At 72.8% G+C, this 14,948-nt stretch carries 13 protein-coding genes and 1 pseudogene; 3 read left to right on the top strand and 11 right to left on the bottom strand.

Annotation, left to right across the window (positions count from 1 at the left end; genetic code table 11):
- The 3 genes and pseudogenes from ACIPSC_RS36830 to ACIPSC_RS36820 form a co-directional block, all read right to left on the bottom strand.
- A pseudogene (locus ACIPSC_RS36830) lies at positions 1 to 336 on the bottom strand (hypothetical protein); the annotation flags it as partial.
- 130 nt (positions 337 to 466) lie between these two features.
- A protein-coding gene (locus tag ACIPSC_RS36825) for an IS5 family transposase (RefSeq protein ID WP_400834000.1) occupies positions 467 to 1,295 on the bottom strand; the annotation gives its coding sequence in 2 pieces (ribosomal slippage) (positions 467 to 986 and positions 985 to 1,295; 831 coding nt in all).
- Between the two features lie 106 nt (positions 1,296 to 1,401).
- The gene (locus ACIPSC_RS36820) at positions 1,402 to 4,740 is read right to left on the bottom strand and encodes a cytochrome P450 (RefSeq protein WP_400833994.1); all 3,339 of its coding nucleotides are present in this window, start codon (positions 4,738 to 4,740) and stop codon (positions 1,402 to 1,404) included.
- A 376-nt stretch (positions 4,741 to 5,116) separates the two neighbouring features.
- On the opposite strand from ACIPSC_RS36820, the gene ACIPSC_RS36815 reads away from it, so the two are divergent.
- On the top strand, positions 5,117 to 5,785 hold the full coding sequence (locus ACIPSC_RS36815) for a LuxR C-terminal-related transcriptional regulator (RefSeq protein WP_400833991.1): 669 nt from the start codon (positions 5,117 to 5,119) through the stop codon (positions 5,783 to 5,785).
- Positions 5,786 to 5,873: 88 nt separating this feature from the next.
- On the opposite strand, the gene ACIPSC_RS36810 is transcribed toward ACIPSC_RS36815, so the two are convergent.
- The 5 genes from ACIPSC_RS36810 to ACIPSC_RS36790 form a co-directional block, all read right to left on the bottom strand.
- Positions 5,874 to 6,458 (bottom strand): AAA family ATPase, encoded by a 585-nt coding sequence (locus ACIPSC_RS36810; RefSeq protein ID WP_400833988.1) that lies wholly within the window; start codon positions 6,456 to 6,458, stop codon positions 5,874 to 5,876.
- Positions 6,455 to 6,619 carry a hypothetical protein gene (locus ACIPSC_RS36805; protein WP_400833985.1) on the bottom strand — a complete coding sequence of 55 codons (165 nt, stop codon included), beginning with the start codon at positions 6,617 to 6,619 and terminating at the stop codon, positions 6,455 to 6,457. Before ACIPSC_RS36805 ends, ACIPSC_RS36810 begins: the two co-directional genes overlap by 4 nt.
- A 180-nt stretch (positions 6,620 to 6,799) precedes the next feature.
- Positions 6,800 to 7,783 (bottom strand): hypothetical protein, encoded by a 984-nt coding sequence (locus ACIPSC_RS36800; protein ID WP_400833983.1) that lies wholly within the window; start codon positions 7,781 to 7,783, stop codon positions 6,800 to 6,802.
- A gap of 202 nt (positions 7,784 to 7,985) precedes the next feature.
- Positions 7,986 to 8,456, bottom strand: a complete 471-nt coding sequence (locus tag ACIPSC_RS36795) for a MarR family winged helix-turn-helix transcriptional regulator (protein WP_400833980.1) — start codon at positions 8,454 to 8,456, stop codon at positions 7,986 to 7,988.
- Between the two features lie 16 nt (positions 8,457 to 8,472).
- On the bottom strand, positions 8,473 to 10,221 hold the full coding sequence (locus tag ACIPSC_RS36790) for an MFS transporter (RefSeq protein ID WP_400833977.1): 1,749 nt from the start codon (positions 10,219 to 10,221) through the stop codon (positions 8,473 to 8,475).
- A gap of 188 nt (positions 10,222 to 10,409) precedes the next feature.
- On the opposite strand from ACIPSC_RS36790, the gene ACIPSC_RS36785 reads away from it, so the two are divergent.
- Positions 10,410 to 11,270 carry an NAD(+)/NADH kinase gene (locus ACIPSC_RS36785; protein WP_400833975.1) on the top strand — a complete coding sequence of 287 codons (861 nt, stop codon included), beginning with the start codon at positions 10,410 to 10,412 and terminating at the stop codon, positions 11,268 to 11,270.
- Positions 11,271 to 11,359: 89 nt separating this feature from the next.
- On the opposite strand, the gene ACIPSC_RS36780 is transcribed toward ACIPSC_RS36785, so the two are convergent.
- Complete coding sequence (locus ACIPSC_RS36780; RefSeq protein WP_400833972.1) at positions 11,360 to 11,953, bottom strand: TetR/AcrR family transcriptional regulator; 594 nt, start codon at positions 11,951 to 11,953, stop codon at positions 11,360 to 11,362.
- 125 nt (positions 11,954 to 12,078) lie between these two features.
- On the opposite strand from ACIPSC_RS36780, the gene ACIPSC_RS36775 reads away from it, so the two are divergent.
- Positions 12,079 to 13,239 (top strand): FAD-dependent oxidoreductase, encoded by a 1,161-nt coding sequence (locus ACIPSC_RS36775; RefSeq protein ID WP_400833969.1) that lies wholly within the window; start codon positions 12,079 to 12,081, stop codon positions 13,237 to 13,239.
- Between the two features lie 102 nt (positions 13,240 to 13,341).
- Here the strand turns inward: ACIPSC_RS36775 and ACIPSC_RS36770 are convergent, their stop codons facing one another.
- Positions 13,342 to 14,196 carry a class I SAM-dependent methyltransferase gene (locus ACIPSC_RS36770; RefSeq protein ID WP_400833966.1) on the bottom strand — a complete coding sequence of 285 codons (855 nt, stop codon included), beginning with the start codon at positions 14,194 to 14,196 and terminating at the stop codon, positions 13,342 to 13,344.
- Between the two features lie 2 nt (positions 14,197 to 14,198).
- Positions 14,199 to 14,948 carry an ABC transporter permease gene (locus tag ACIPSC_RS36765; RefSeq protein WP_400833963.1) on the bottom strand — a complete coding sequence of 250 codons (750 nt, stop codon included), beginning with the start codon at positions 14,946 to 14,948 and terminating at the stop codon, positions 14,199 to 14,201.

Genomic DNA, 14,948 nt, shown 5'->3' with positions numbered 1-14,948 from the left:
CATCGCCTCCCCGCCCGACCCGCTCTCGCCGGCCAGGACATCCACGAGCCGACGGTAGTCCGACGCCAGCACACCGACATCGAGGCCGTCCCTCCGCACCGGCACGACCGAACCCGGCACAGCCGCAGCGGTCCGCACCGGCCGTTCGCCTGCCACCACGACCGGCGGAACCTCATCGACTCCCCGGGGTTCCGCCAGGACCTCGGCCACCGTCTCACGGGCAATCACGAACCGCTCCCACACGGCCTCCGCCTCCCGCAGCTCGGTCTGAAGGGCTTCCACCCGCCGCCGGGCAGCCCGTTCACGCTCCTCCAGCAACCCCATCACGGACGGCATCCCAGCACCTCACCAAAGAGACGACACAACACCCCGTCCCTGCCGCCGAAACACCGCCCCTATGCCTGACCAGCGGAAATGCGCCCGTCACTCTCGGAAAGACAACGGCTTCTAAGGGCTGTCGCTTTGGTCATCTGCGGAGCCAGATGAGGATGGCTGCGAGGTGGAGTGCGGCCTGGTAGGCGATGGCGAGCTTGTCGGTGCGCATGGCCAGGCCGCGCCACTGTTTCAGGCGGTTGATGCATCGCTCGACGGTGTTGCGTTCCTTGTACACCTCACGGTCGAATCCGGGTGGGCGTCCGCCGCATGAGCCGCGCCGCTGCCGGTTGCGGATCTGGTCCACCGGCTGCGGGATGACCGTGCGGATGTGGCGTTCCCGCAGATGGGAGCGGATCGCGCGGGCGGAGTACGCGCGATCCGCGATCACCGTGTCGGGCCGGGTGCGTGGACGGCCCGGCCCGACGCGGGGTACGCGGATCACGGCCATGACCGTGTCGAAGGCGGGCGCGTCGCCGGCCTGCCCAGCCGTCAGGACGATCGCCAGTGGCCGTGCCCGGGCGTCACTGGCCAGGTGAACCTTGGTGCTCAACCCGCCACGGGACCTGCCGATGGCGTGGTCGGAAGGCTCGCCACGGAGGCCGTCACCCTTTGCGGGCACCGGCCGCGTGCTGGTGGGCCCGGCAGACCGTCGAGTCAACCGAGGCGGCCCATCCGATGTCGTCGTCGGCGTCCGCCGCGGCCGGGACGGCGGCGAACACCTTCTCCCACATGCCGTCGACCGCCCAGCGCAGCAGCCGCTTGTGCTCAGTCTGGAACGGGCCCAGGTCGTTCGGCAGATCACGCCACGGCGAGCACGTGCGGTACTTCCACGCGATCGCCTCCAACGTGCGACGGTGGTCCGCCCACCGCCGCCCACGAACCGGATCGGCCGGCATCAGCGGCTCGATCCGGTCCCACATCGCATCACTGATCACCAACCGGACAGACACATCCGACCAACTGCTCAACCCATCAAAGAGACACGCCTTAAGGACCTGTCCGGCCGGACAGGCCCTGGTGCGCGGGTCAGCCGGCGTAGACGTCCTCGACGTAGCGGCCCTCGACCATCAGGCGCTGCAGCCAGGCCCGGGCGTCCGCCTCGCCCGCGCCCGGCGTGCGGTCGCGGTACAGGGTCTCCAGGGCCGCCCGGACGCCGGGCGCCATCCGGGCGCCGTCGCCGCAGACGTAGACCTCGGCGCCGGCCTCCAGCAGGGACCACACCTCGTCGGCCTCCGCCGCGATCCGGTCCTGGACGAAGCGCCGCCCCCGGTCGGGGGCTTCGCTGAAGGCCGGGCGGAGCGACACCGCACCGGCCCGCTCGGCCTCGCGCAGCTCCTCGGCGTGCAGGTAGTCCGCGTCCGGCGCGTCACAGCCGAAGTAGCACAGCGCGGTGGCCAGTCGGGCACCGGCGGCGAGCAGGGCGCGCCGGTCGGCGACGGCGCCGCGGAACGGGGCCAGGCCGGTGCCGGCGGCGACCATGATGACCGGGGTGGTGGCGCTGTGGTCGATCCGGAACGCCTCGCGGCAGGGCTGGAGCCGGGCGAGCACGGTGTCCCCGGGCCGCAGGCCGCTCAGGTGGCCGGAGCCGGTGCCCCGGTAGGTGCCACGGCCCGAGCGGGCGGGCGCCTGGAGGAGGGAGACCATCAGATCGATGTGGCGCGGGTCGGCGGCCGGCGAGGACGAGACGGAGTAGTGCCGGGGGCGGCGGACCGGGAGCAGGTCGAGGAGGACGGGCCAGGTCAGGACCCCGCTCTGGAGCGCCGGGTGGTCCTCGACCAGGTCGAGGAGGGTGCGCGGGTCGGCCGGTGCGTCCGTACCGGCCGCCGAGCGCGCGTCGGCGAGGGCGCGCAGGGCGGCCTGCTCCGGCGGGCAGGGGTTGCGGGCGGCCAGGTCGGCGAGGTGCGCGGCGGTCGGCCGGTCCTGCAGCTCGACGTGGTGGGTGAGCAGCTCCCGGACGGTGAGCGGTCGGTCCACGGCGAGACCGTCCCGGCGCCGCCGGGTCGGGGTGATGCTCAGTACCGCGTCGAGGTCGAGGCGCAGCACCTTGGCCGCGCGTTCGACCAGCTCCTGGTCGTTGGCCGGGAGCACCACCAGGTGGTCGCCGGTGCGGTAGGAGGTGCCCTCGGGCAGGGCGAGGCGGACGTGGCGCTTGACCCGCGGGTAGTCCGGGCGGCTGAGGTGGCCGGTCGCGGCGACGGTCATCGCGGTCAGGTCGTGGCGCGCGGCCAGCGCGTCGAGGGCGGTGCCGGTGAGCTCGGTGACGGCGTAGCCGGGGGTGCTGTGCGTCCCGGTCGTGCTCTCGGCCGCGTTCCCGGCCGCGTTCCCGGCCGCGGGTGCGGGCGTTGCGCCGGTGTCCGGGTCACCGTGGTGGTGCAGCAGGGCGGTGCGGAGCGCCGCCGTGAAGGCGTCGACGGCGCCGGTGAGTTCGCCGGAGGCGTCGGCCTCGGCACGCGGCAGCAGCCGGGTGGCGCCGAGGGCGGCGAGGCGGTCGTCGACGAGGGTGGGGATGCGCTGGTAGGTGGCCGTCCAGTTGCGGTCGCCGACGCCGAGGACGGCGTAGTGGACGCCGTCGGCGCTGCCGGGCCCGGCCTGCTCCAGCCACCGGACGAACGCGGCCGCGTCGTCGGTGGGTTGGCCGTTGTAGGAGGCGGTGGCGATGACCACGGGCCGGTCGGTCGGCAGCTTGCCGGCGTAGGCGTCGAGCGGGGCGACGGCGGTGTCGCAGCCGAGTTCGGCGGCCGCGTCGCCGAGCCGGGCGGCGAACTCGCGGCAGGTGCCGTAGTTGGAGCCGTGCAGGAGCAGCACGCCGGTGCCCGGGCGGACCCGGGTGGGCCCTGCGGACGCGGCCGAGGCCTGCCGCCCGCCGTCGGTGCCACCTGTGCCGTCCACGTAGCTGCCGCCGTTGCCGTCCTTGCCGTGCGCCGGTGCTCCGGCGCTCAGCGCGGCGCGGTTCGCGGCCCGGTCGGCGGGCGTACGCGGGACGACGGTGAGGGTGAAGGCGTTCGGCTTGATGGTCAGGGTCTGCTTGACCGTCAGCCGGTAGTCGGCGTGGTCGACCAGCCGGTAGCGGTGGGCCAGCATCGCGAGCAGCATGGTCGCCTCGTGGAGCGCGAACTGCCTTCCGATGCAGGCTCGTTCGCCGGTGCCGAACGGCTTGAACGCGTGCGGGGAGCGGGCGGCCTCGGCGGCCGGTGCGAAGCGGAACGGGTCGAAGGCCTCCGGGTTGTCGCCCCAGGCCGTGCGGTCCCGGTGCAGGATGGGGACGACCACGCGCACGTCCTGTCCGGCGCGCAGCCGGATCCGGCCGCCGAGCAGGGTGTCCTCCCGGGCCTCGCGCGAGAAGGTGGGAGCGGTCGGCCAGAGCCGCAGCGCCTCGTTGAGGACCTGGCGGGTCAGCCGCAGGCGGCCGATGTCCTCGAAGGTGGGCTCCGGGTCCGCCGCGTCGCCCCACAGCTCGTCCGCCTCCTGCTGGACCAGGCGGAGCACGGCGGGGTTCCTGGCCAGGTAGTACAGGGCGAAGGAGAGCGCGCCGGAGGTGGTCTCGTGGCCGGCGATCAGGAAGGTGATGACCTGGTTGCGGATGTTCTCCACGTCCAGCGTGGTGCCGTCGGCCGGGTGGACGGCCTCCAGCATCAGCGCCAGCAGGTCGGTGTGCTCCGGCCGGGCTCTGCCGGCGGTCCGCGCGGTGATGACCTCGTCGACGACGGCGGCCAGGTAGTCGGCGTCCGCCCGCATCGCCGCGTCGACCGCGCGGTGGTCGCCCCCGGGCGCGCGGCCGAGGCGGATCATCGCCCACTCCAGGCAGCGCACCATGGCCTCCACGAAGGGGTGCGGCTCGGCGCGTTCGAAGGAGGTGAAGTCGAAGCCGAAGCCGGCCAGGCCGATGGTGTCCAGGGTCATCCGGGTCATGTCGTCCGCCACGGCCACCGGCGTGCCGTCGCCGGCGTGACGGTCCCAGGAGTCGAGGAGCCTGCGGGCGACCTTGAGCATCACCGGGTGGTAGGTCCGCATCGAGCCCAGGGCGAAGGCCGGCATCAGGACGTCGTGCGCCTTGGCCCAGTTGGCTTCGTCGTTGAAAGCGGTGAACAGGCCGTCCCCGGTGAACTCCCGCACATTGACCAGGGCCGGGCCGACCGCCTTGGTGAACCGCTGCTCGTCGGCGAGTTCGGTGACCAGGTCCAGTCCGCTGACGAACAGCGTGTCGCGGCCGTGGATGCGCTGCAGGAAGGCCGGCCCGTTCCGCCGGGCCAACTCCATCTGCTGCAGCAGGGGTACGGCGCCCAGGCCGATCTCGGAGACGTCGATCACGGGGACGCCATCGACTTCGCCACTCGGCATCGGCAGGTCGGACGAGGTCTCGGCCATGGGTGTTCTGCCCTTCGCATGGGAATCCGCATGGTTACCGCCGGTACGGGCGGCTGTCTTGAACCTTCCGCGCACGACCGGTCGGGAATCCGAAGGGTGCTACAACTTCTTGTAGGGGAAGCGGGGTTTCGAGGATTGCCAAGGCCGGACCGTTCGGGTAGATGGGCCGTGGCCGAAACCCCTGTGACAGCGGATCAGGCGGGCCACGGCGTACCCGGGACGCGCCGGCCGGCGTACGAACAGGCGGGAGCAACAGCCCATGCACGTGGCGGGACAGCCGTCCGAGGAGGAGCGCTGCGCCCTCTCGCAGCCGGCAGCCGGACCGAAGTGCGCCCCGGACTGCCCGTCACCTGCCCGACCGGTCGAGTCATCTGTTGTGCCATCAGCCGCCCCGCTCGACGGGAAGGCCGTCTTCTGGCGCAACCGGGCCGCGCTGCTGTTCGACCGGATCCCGCTGCCGCTCCTCTTCTGCGACGCGCACGGCACCGTCCTCGTCGCCAACCACGCCCTCGCCACGGAATGGGACACGCTCCCCGGCCGCCTCACCGGACGCAACGCGCTGGAGCTGTTCCGCCCGACCACCGCGGGCCACCTCCACCCGCTCGCCGAGGCCGTCCGGCTGCGCCGCCGCTCGCGCTACCCGGTCGAGGTCTCCTGGAGCACGGCCGCCGGGACCGACCGGGTCGGCGAGATGACCGTGAACGTCGTCAGCGACGAGCCGGACGCCTCGCTGAACCTGCTGTTGATCGTCCACCCCCATGATCAGCCCGCCGCCGCGCCGGCCCCTCCCCCGGCGGGCCCCGCCCGGGCCAGCGCCCTGGAGGCCCGCATCCTCGCCCTGGCCGCCGCCGGCAACACGAGCACCCGGATCGCCGGCGAGGTCGGCCTGACCGCGGACGGCGTCAACTACCACCTCACCCGCCTCTCCCGCCGCTGGGGCGCCACCAACCGCACCGCCCTGATCGCCCGCGCCTACGTCAACGGCACCCTCGCCCCCGACACCTGGCCCCCCACCCCGGCCGGGCCCCGCCCACCCGGCGGGTAGACGCCGGGGTTGCCGAACGGAGCCGAAGCCGATGTGCTGCCAGTCCAGGATCCAGGGCCACTTCCCGGGAGCGTCGCTGGAGCAGCCGTCAGGACCGGTTGATCGTGGACTGATCCTCAGAGGTTGCCCCGGGGGCGCGTGCGGCGAATTCGACGATCCGTGCCAGGGGCGGCTTCCAGCTCTGCCCGGTGTCCACGACCAGGCAGGGAACATCGAGCGTGATCGGGACCCAGGACTCGATCGGCTGATTCCCTTCCGCGATCCGGTGCAGGAGCTCGGCGTCCGAATGAACGGCGCGCGAGGGCTCTTCGGCGGCTCGGCGGGTGATGCGCAGGCGGGCGAGTGCGGGATCGATGATGCAGCGCACGACACGGATGTCGGCCAGATCCGCGAGAGGTTCCAGTCCCGGACGCCAGAGGCGGTCCTGGAAGGCCGCCTCCGCCACCAGGCTCGTTCCCGAGGTCAGGAGCTCACCGATCGCGCGGAAGAACACCTCCAGCGTCTTCAGGTCCGAGTAGTCGGCCGGACCGGCACTGGTGGCGGCCAGGCGCTCCTTGATCTCGTCACGGCAGACCGCCGGCCAGCCGAGAGCATCGGCCAAGGCGTGCGCCAGGGTCGTCTTGCCCGCCCCGGGCGGGCCGCTGACGACGATCAGTGTCGGGCGTCGCGTCATGCCGCGGCCTCGCGCTCGATCAGGATGCCGGTGTCCAAGCGGGCTCCCGCACGGACGGGGACACCAGGCGGGCACCGGTGATCCGATGCCTCTACGGAGACGCCGACGACGCGGGACTTGCCGCTCTCGTCGGCGACCATCACGTCAACCAAAAGGCTCATGTGCGAAGTGGACCATGCCCCGCGAGTGCCGCGAGTGCCGCGGGGGCTACGGTCGGCACGGCGCAGCGAACTCCTCCCGTGAGCGTGACGGTCGGCCGAGGGGGACCCGACGGTGCCGGAGCCGGGGGACCTCCTCCCCGCCGTACTCCGACTGCCGTCACGGCCTGCCGGCGGGGTGGCTCACTTCCGTCGAACCACCCGCGTGATGCTGACCAGCAACGTCGCGCCGAGGAACCACCCCGCGATGACGAGCACCGAGGCCAGGAAGGTCGTGCCGGCAGTAGCCGGGTGCCAGCGGTCCCTCTCCCCGAAGCCGACCAGCGGGATGAGCAGGTCCACGGGATACGTGAGGTGCTCGACCCAGTTCATCCGAGGCAGCTCCGGCACGTGCTGGGCGATGACCGCCTGCCGGACGTACGGGTCCGGCGGCCAGAGGAAGAACACCGCGACCCCCACTGCCCAGAGAACGATCAGGGAGAACAGCGCTCGGCTCGGTCGGTAGCCGTAGCCGATGAAGAGATCCTGGGTGACGTTCCAGGCTCGGGTTGCGACGGCCACGCACCAGTTCTTGAGCTTCACCCTCCGGATGACCTGCTGGGGGCGTGGGACGGTCCGACGGTGAAGCTCGATCGCCTGGTTCTTCCTCAGAAGGATGCTCCGGGAATCGTCGTCCTTGCCCGCGGCAACGTAGGCCGAGGCCAACTGGTCGAACGCCTGCGGGGCCGGAGCGCCGGTGGTGTAGCTCGCGATCTCCCGGTTGGCCTGGTGCACCGAGCGCGCGTAGTGAGCGCTCTCGGCGAGCCAGTCCAGGCGGCGCTCGAAGGGGACACCGCTGGCGTGGACGGCCTCGTACCGCATACCCTTGAGGACGTAACGCAGACCCGCCGAATCCCGGTCGGCACCCAGCCACACGTCCTCGTGGTCCCAGAGGAGGGAGACCTCCTGGTCGGTGGTCGCGCAGAGATTGCCCCCGATCCGCAGGTTCGGTGCGTTCAGCGAGTACCCGCCCTCGCTTCTCGCCAGCTGTGCGCCTTCAAGGTGGAGATCGTCCCGAATGTGGGCCCCAGCGAGGTCCACGGTGCCCTTGAATCCCTCCAGGCGAAGATCGCCTCCGGTGATGCTGAGGTGGGATGCTCTCAGCTCTCCGGTCCAGTGGTCGGTCATGCCCACCTTGCAGTCGACCAGCGCTGCCCGCCGTCCCGGCCGATGCCGCACACCCGGTGTACGAGCCGATCAACGGTGACAACGCGACCTTCCTGGGAAAGGGCGTCGCAGTCGTACGAGGGCCGGGTCCGACTCCCACCGGAGGCCGTTGTCTCCGATGTCCTCCGCACCGCCGCGGTGGGAGCGGGCGCCGGGCGGGCCGTCAGCCGGCGTCCGGGGGCTCCTCCGCGAGGAGTTCCAGGACCGGGAGCGCCGCGAGCAGGGTGTCCGTCTGCTCGGTGGAGAGCCGCGCCATCCGGTCGGCGAGCAGTTGGGAGCGCTGTGCGCGGATCTGGGCGATGGTGGCGCGGCCGTGCTCGGTGAGCGTGATCCACGCTGAGCGGCGGTCCCGCGGGTCGGGCTCCTTGGCGATCAGCCCGTCGGCGTGCAGCGGGCCGAGGGTGCGGTTCATGGACGGCGGGGCGACGCCCTCGCGCGCCGCGAGGTCGACCAGGCGGACCGGGGCGTGCTCCTCGATCCGGGCCAGCGCCGAGAGCTGGGCGAAGGTCAGGTCCAGCCGGGTGGACGCCTGCACCAGCTGGCGGTGCAGGCGGGCCACGGCCAGCCGGAGCCGGGCGAGATCCTCCGCGGGCAGGGGGTGGTCCGCCCCGGTCGGGGTGGGTTCCGTCGCCATCGGGCGGTGGTCCTCCTCAGCTGCCCGGGTTGGCCCGGGACGCCCGCGCCGCCGCACCGGGCGCGGCCTTCACCGTACCGTCGTCCGGTGCCGTAGCCGGCGCGGCGGCCGCCGGACGGGCCCGCACCAGGGAGGCGGCCGCGCCCAGCAGCGAGAGCACGATGGCGAACCAGAACACGACCACCAGACCGTCGTGGAACGGCCCGGAGATGAGCTGGGGGAAGAACTCCCGACCGGTGAGTGTCTGTTCGTTGGCGGCGGGCAGCCGGCCGAGGACGTTCGGGCCGAGCAGCTCGCGGACCGGGTTGTAGCCCAGGAAGGCGGCGAACAGCGTGCCGACCGGCGGCAGTCCGGCGATGCTCTGCGCGGTGTCGGCGGGGACGCCCTGCGCGGTCAGCCCGCTCTCCAGCCCGTGCGGCAGCGAGCCGGCCAGACCGGCCACCATCAGCGAGAAGAAGATGCCGATCGAGAGCACCATGCCGGCGTTCTGGAAGGTCGCGCGCATGCCCGACGCCGCGCCGCGGGCGTCGGCCGGGACGGCCGACATGATCAGCGAGGTGTTGGGCGCGGCGAACAGCCCGCCGCCCAGGCCGTTCAGCAGGATCAGCAGCGCGAACCACGGGTACCCGAAGTCGGTGGGCAGGAGGAGCAGCCCGCCGAAGGAGACAGCCATCAGCGCGAGGCCGCCCGCGGCGAAGAGCCGGGCGCCGTACTTGTCGGAGAGGTGGCCGGCGACCGGCCCGGCGATCAGGAAGCCGACGGTCAGCGGGATCATGTAGATGCCGGCCCAGAGCGGGGTGTCCTCGTACTGGTAGCCGTGCAGCGGCAGCCAGATGCCCTGGAGCCAGATGATCAGCATGAACTGCAGGCCGCCGCGGGCCACCGAGCCGAACAGGGTGGCCGCGTTGCCGCCGGTGAAGGAGGCGTCGCGGAACAGCCGCAGCGGGAACATCGGCTCGGGGGTGCGCCGCTCGACGAGGCAGAACAGGGCGAGGACGGCACTGCCTCCGATCAGTCCGGCCAGCACCCACGGGTTGGTCCAGCCCATGGTGTGGCCGCCGTAGGGCTGGATGCCGTAGGTGATACCGGCGAGCAGGGCGGTCAGGCCGACGGCGAAGGTCAGGTTGCCCCACCAGTCGATCCGGGGCCGGCGCACCCCGGTGTCGTGCAGGGAACGGTAGGCCCAGACGGTGCCGACGATGCCGATCGGCACGTTGACCCAGAAGATCGAGTGCCAGTTCCACTCGGCGAGGACGCCGCCGAGCACCAGCCCGATGAACGAACCGGCGATGGCGGCGACGATGTTCACCCCGAGCGCCATCCCGCGCTGCCGGGCCGGGAAGGCATCGGTGATGATCGCCGCGGAGGTGGCCATCAGCATCGACCCGCCCACCGCCTGGGCCACCCGCCAGAGGATGAGCCAGAGCGCACCGCCCCCGCCGGACATCGGGTCCAGGGAGAGCGCGACCGAGGTGAGGGTGAAGACCAGGAAGCCGAGGTTGTAGATCTTGACCCGGCCGTGGATGTCCCCCAGCCGCCCGAGGGTGACCACCAGGACGGCGGTGACCAGCATGTACCCCATCAGCATCCAGAGCAGGTAGCTGACGTTGCCGGGCTCCAGCGGGTTGAGCCCGATGCCGTTGAAGATCGCGGGCAGCGAGATCAGCACGATCGAGCTGTTGATCGTGGCCACCAGCATGCCGAGGGTGGTGTTCGACAAGGCCACCCACTTGTAGTGCGGATGGTCCTGCACCGCGACCTGCATGGCGACTCCCACAGCCGAAGGGGGGAAGAAGTAATTAGTTGTTCTTAACTAACTGTCTTCCCGGACCGGGCCGCCGCACAAGACCCCCGTGCCGGCTTGAACGTGGGGGACGGCTGTGCGTGACTGGGTGGAAGGGGGGAACGAGGAGGGGGAGGAACAGCGACCCGGTCGACGGCGAGGTGCCGCGGATGGGATTCATCGGCACGGTGGGGCTGGTACTCCACCCGGAGCGGACCTGCGGGCCCGTCGTGGACACGGTCATCCGCTGGAGCCGGGCCCGGGACGCCAAGGTCCTCGGGCTGGCCGAGGAAGTGGCCCGGATCGGGTGCGACGCGGTGTCGGTCGGGCCCGAGGAGATGGCCGCCAGCGCCGATCTGCTGATCAGCCTGGGCGGGGACGGGACGATGCTGCGCGCGATGCGGCTGATGGTGGGCGGCGGCGCACCCGTCCTGGGGGTCAACGTCGGACGGCTGGGGTTCCTCGCCGAGGTCGACATCCCGGAGCTCGCGGAGGCACTCGACGCCATCGACGACCAGCGCTTCACCGTGGAGGCGCGGTCCGGGGTCCGGGCCACGTTCGGCAGCACCGAGGAGACCGCGCTGAACGACGTCGTGCTGATCCGCAGCCCCGGGCACCGGTCGGCGGCCGTCGCGGTCCGGGTCCAGCACCAGCCCTTCGTGTCGTACACCGCGGACGCCGTCGTGGTCGCCACACCGACCGGCTCCACCGCCTACAGCTTCTCGGCCGGCGGGCCGATCGTCTCCCCCACCACCGAGGGACTGCTGGTCACACCGGTGGCGCCGCACTCCGCGTTCAACCGCTCGGTCTTCCTCTCCGGCGGGGAACGGCTCGCCCTTGAGGTGCTGCCGCACAGCGGTGACCTCACCGTCGAGGCGGACGGCCGGCTGGTCGGGCGGGTCCGTCCGGGCGACGTGGTCGACGTGACGATGCTCCCGACCGCCGCCCGCGTCGTACGGCTCGGCCACACCACCTTCTACCAGCGGGCGCAGCGCAAGCTGCGGCTCAGCGGGTCGGCCGAACACGACTGACCCGCTGGAGCGCGGTCCGTAGGGCCACCGGAGTACAGCCCGTAGGCCACCGGAGCGCCGGCCGCGAGGCCGCCGGGGCCCATGGGCGGTCAGTGGCCCGGATACCGGGCCGCCCAGCCGGGTTCGAGCAGGGCGAAGGCCTCCTCGGCGGCGCGGCGGGGGTCGGCGTGCCGCCGGAAGAGCACCCGGGCCTCCAACGCGAACCGGGCCAGGGCGGCGCAGGTGACGTCGTCCTCGGGCGCGCCGACCTCGGTCGCGATGGCGAGCGCCAGGGCGGCCTCGTGGCGGGTCCACATGCGCCGGGCGTAGTCCCGCAGGGCCGGGGTGTCCTGGATCATCTGCGTGAATGCGGCGAAGCGCGGATCGGCGGCCTTGACGGCGAGCCTGGTCCCGGCCAGCAGGAGGTGCTCACGGAGGGCGTGCGGGATCGACCGGCCGGCGGGACGGTCCCGGACGGCGGCGACCAGGGCCGTTTCGAGGTCGCCCTCCTCGTCGAAGACCAGCGCCTCCTTGCCCGGGAAGTGCTTGAACAGCGTGGTCACGGAGACGTCGGCGGCGTCGGCGACGTCCTTGACCCCGACCTGGTCGTAGCCGCGGTCGAGGAAGAGTTCGAGGGCGGCGTCGGCCAGCGCCTGGCGGGTCTGGGCCTTCTTGCGCTCGCGGCGCCCGGTCGGTTCGGTCACCGGTCCACCGTACTCCACGGTGAACCCACTTCAAAAGTGTAGTGATTGCACTTTTGGAGTGGGTGTGTTTTTGTGGACGAGGCCGGGCCCACCCGGCTCATCCACCGTCATAGGGGGGACCTCCCATGAACTCCACCCGCGCCCCGCGCATCGCCGTCGTCGGCGCCGGCCTCGGCGGCCTCGCCCTGGCCGCCGTCCTGCACCACCACGGCCGTCCCGTCACCGTCTTCGAACGCGAAGCCTCACCCACCGCCCGCGGCCAGGGCGGCACCCTCGACATCCGCGCCGGAAGCGGCCAGGTCGCGCTGCGCGCGGCCGGCCTGCTCGACCGCTTCCACGCGCTCGCCCGGCCCGAGGGCCAGGAATGGCGCGTGGTCGAGCCGCTCACCGGAGTGGCGCGATCCGCCACCGGGCCGGACCACGACGGGGAGATCCCGGGGCCGACCGAGGAGAGCCCGGAGATCGACCGCGGCCAGCTGCGCGGACTGTTCCTGGACTCGCTCCCCGCGAACGCCGTCCGATGGGGTGACGGCATCAGCGAGGTCACCCCGCTCGGCGACGGCACCTGGCGCCTGCACCTCGCCGACGGCACCACCGAGGACGCCGACCTGGTGGTCGGCGCCGACGGCGCCTGGTCACGCGTCCGACCGGCCCTGTCGGACGCCAGGCCCGTCTACACCGGCGTCACGTTCGTCGAGGCCGGCTTCGACGACTGCGACCGCCGCCACCCCGACCTCGCCCGGTTGGTCGGCCCCGGCACGATGCTCGCGAGGTCCGCCGGCGGGGCCCTGGTCGCCCAGCGCAACAGCGACGGCCACATCCGGGGCTACGCCGCGGTGCGCGTTCCGGAGGACTGGCACCGCGGCGAGGGCCTCGACGACCAGGCGGCCGTCCGCGCCCGGCTGTTGACGATGTTCGACGGCTGGGACGAGAAGCTGAGGTACCTGCTCCGCCACAACGACCGCCCGTTCGTCCACCGCCCCCTGTACGACCTGCCCGCCCCGCACACCTGGGAGCACACCCCCGGCATCACACTCCTCGGCGACGCCGCGCACTTGCTGCCCCCGGTCGGGCTCGGCGCCAACCTCGCCATGCTCGACGGCGCCGACCTCGCACACGCCCTGCTCACCGAGCCCACCGTCGGCGACGCCGTCCGCGCCTACGAGGCGGTCATGCTGCCGCGCTCCGCCCGTGCCGCCCTCGACTGCGTCGGCGCCCTCGACGACCTCGTTCCCCCGGCGAACACCCCGGCTGCAGCGGCCGGAACGAGCCTTACCTCCAGGTGATATGACGGTCGTCCGGCTGGTTGGGCGCCGCCGCGCGTCGGCGCCCTCACGGCGAGGCGTGAGCCCGGCTCGCGGCGGTAGGTCCGGCGCATGCCCCCGGGATCAGGGGTGCCGGCGCAGCCGGAGCACGCTGTCGGGCAGGAGGTTGGTGGTGGCGCCGGGGCGCGCGGAGAGCTGGGCCGTGGGGAGCAGGTCGAGGTGGTCGCAGCGCCAGCCGGCGGCCTCGAACGGGGTGAGGTCGGCGAGGCCGTGCATGGTCAGCGGCGTCCCGGCGGTGTGGGCGGCGGCGGTGAGGCCCTGCGCGGAGGCAACGGAGAGGACGTCGCAGATCCAGGCGGTGCCGATCCCGGCCAGCTCCGCCGCGAGCGCGCGGACCTGGGCGTCCGGCAGGTAGGTGAGCAGGCCCTCGGCGAGGAGGAAGACCCGCCGGCCGGCCGTGCGGGGGCGCAGGAGCCCGGCCAGAGTGGTGAGGTCACGGAGGTCGCAGCGCAGGCGCTCGACCGGGACGGGCGCGGCCCCGGCCGGCAGCAGGCGGTCCTTGAGGTCGAGCACGGGCGCGCAGTCGATCTCGATCACCCGGCAGTGGGCCGGCCAGGCCAGGCGGTAGGGACGGGCGTCGAAGCCCGCGCCGAGGTTGACGCAGACCTCCCAGGGCGCCACCCTGCCGCCGCCCGCGCCCCCCTCCGCGCCCCGGTCACCGGGCGGATCGCCGAGCGGATCGCCGAGCAGGCCGGCGAGCAGCCCGTCGACGGCCACCGTCCGGGCCACCAGCGAGGACGTCCCGGCGGTGTGCCGGGTGACGCGGCGGATGGCGGCCGGGCAGTGGGCGGCGAACCGCTCGGCGTACAGGTCGCGCAGGCCGCCGCGCGGGTCGGCCGTCGCCTCGGCGCGGGCGAGCGCGGTGAGGAAGGCGGTCGCAGGCACCTGCTCGGCGAGCGGGGGGTGGGCGGCGGTCACGGTCACTCCCACCGGAACAGCCGGACGGCGGCGGCTCCGCCGACCACGACGACGCCCGCGAGCACGCCGAGGTCGAGCGCGACGTCGGTGGCGCTGTCCAGCCAGGCGTGCTGGAGTAGCTTCACCGCGTACGTCGCCGGCAGGGCGTCGCTGATCGCCTTCATGCCGGAGGGGAAGATCTGCAGCGGGATGGTCGCCCCGGAGAGGAAGATCATCGGGAAGTAGACCAGGTTGGCGACGGCCACCGCCACCCGTTCCGACTTCGCCACCGCGGCGACCACGCCGCCCACCGCGTACATCGCGAGCGCCGCGAGGAGGAGTGTGCCGGCCGTCGCGGCGAGCGCGCCGCCGGAGCTCGGCAGGTTCAGGTCGAAGAACAGGTACCCGGCCACCACCAGCAGGAACGCGCCGACCAGGCTCAGCGCGATGTTCACCAGCCCCTGCGCGACCAGGAAGGCGGAGGCGTCGACCGGTGTCGCGCGGAAGCGCTTCAGGACCTTGCGGTCGCGGTACTCGGCCAGCCCGAGCGGGAAGCTCATCAGCCCGGTGACCGAGACCACCAGGACGAGGTAGGCGGGCACCGACATGTCCACCGTGCCGCGCCCGTCGAACTGCTCGGACGGCTTGTTGCCGTAGATGCCGCCGAACATGCAGAGCATCAGCACCGGGAAGGCCAGGGCGAAGAACACCGGGGCGAAGTTGCGCAGCATCCTGCGCGACTCGAACCGGAGGATCGGCCACAGTGTCGCCAT

Source organism: Kitasatospora sp. NPDC090091, assembly GCF_044747365.1.
Lineage (GTDB): Bacteria > Actinomycetota > Actinomycetes > Streptomycetales > Streptomycetaceae > Kitasatospora.
Note: the sequence above shows the minus strand (reverse complement) of the source record. Positions and strands in the feature narration are given on the sequence as shown.

Excerpts from the sequence above, each read along its gene's own strand:
- ACIPSC_RS36805 (WP_400833985.1), bottom strand. The coding sequence starts at position 6,619 with ATGAGCCTTTTGGTTGACGTGATGGTCGCCGACGAGAGCGGCAAGTCC.
- ACIPSC_RS36820 (WP_400833994.1), bottom strand. The coding sequence starts at position 4,740 with ATGGCCGAGACCTCGTCCGACCTGCCGATGCCGAGTGGCGAAGTCGAT.
- ACIPSC_RS36800 (WP_400833983.1), bottom strand. The coding sequence starts at position 7,783 with ATGACCGACCACTGGACCGGAGAGCTGAGAGCATCCCACCTCAGCATC.
- ACIPSC_RS36810 (WP_400833988.1), bottom strand. The coding sequence starts at position 6,458 with ATGACGCGACGCCCGACACTGATCGTCGTCAGCGGCCCGCCCGGGGCG.
- ACIPSC_RS36790 (WP_400833977.1), bottom strand. The coding sequence starts at position 10,221 with ATGCAGGTCGCGGTGCAGGACCATCCGCACTACAAGTGGGTGGCCTTG.
- ACIPSC_RS36785 (WP_400833975.1), top strand. The coding sequence starts at position 10,410 with ATGGGATTCATCGGCACGGTGGGGCTGGTACTCCACCCGGAGCGGACC.
- ACIPSC_RS36775 (WP_400833969.1), top strand. The coding sequence starts at position 12,079 with ATGAACTCCACCCGCGCCCCGCGCATCGCCGTCGTCGGCGCCGGCCTC.
- ACIPSC_RS36795 (WP_400833980.1), bottom strand. The coding sequence starts at position 8,456 with ATGGCGACGGAACCCACCCCGACCGGGGCGGACCACCCCCTGCCCGCG.
- ACIPSC_RS36765 (WP_400833963.1), bottom strand. The coding sequence starts at position 14,948 with ATGGCGACACTGTGGCCGATCCTCCGGTTCGAGTCGCGCAGGATGCTG.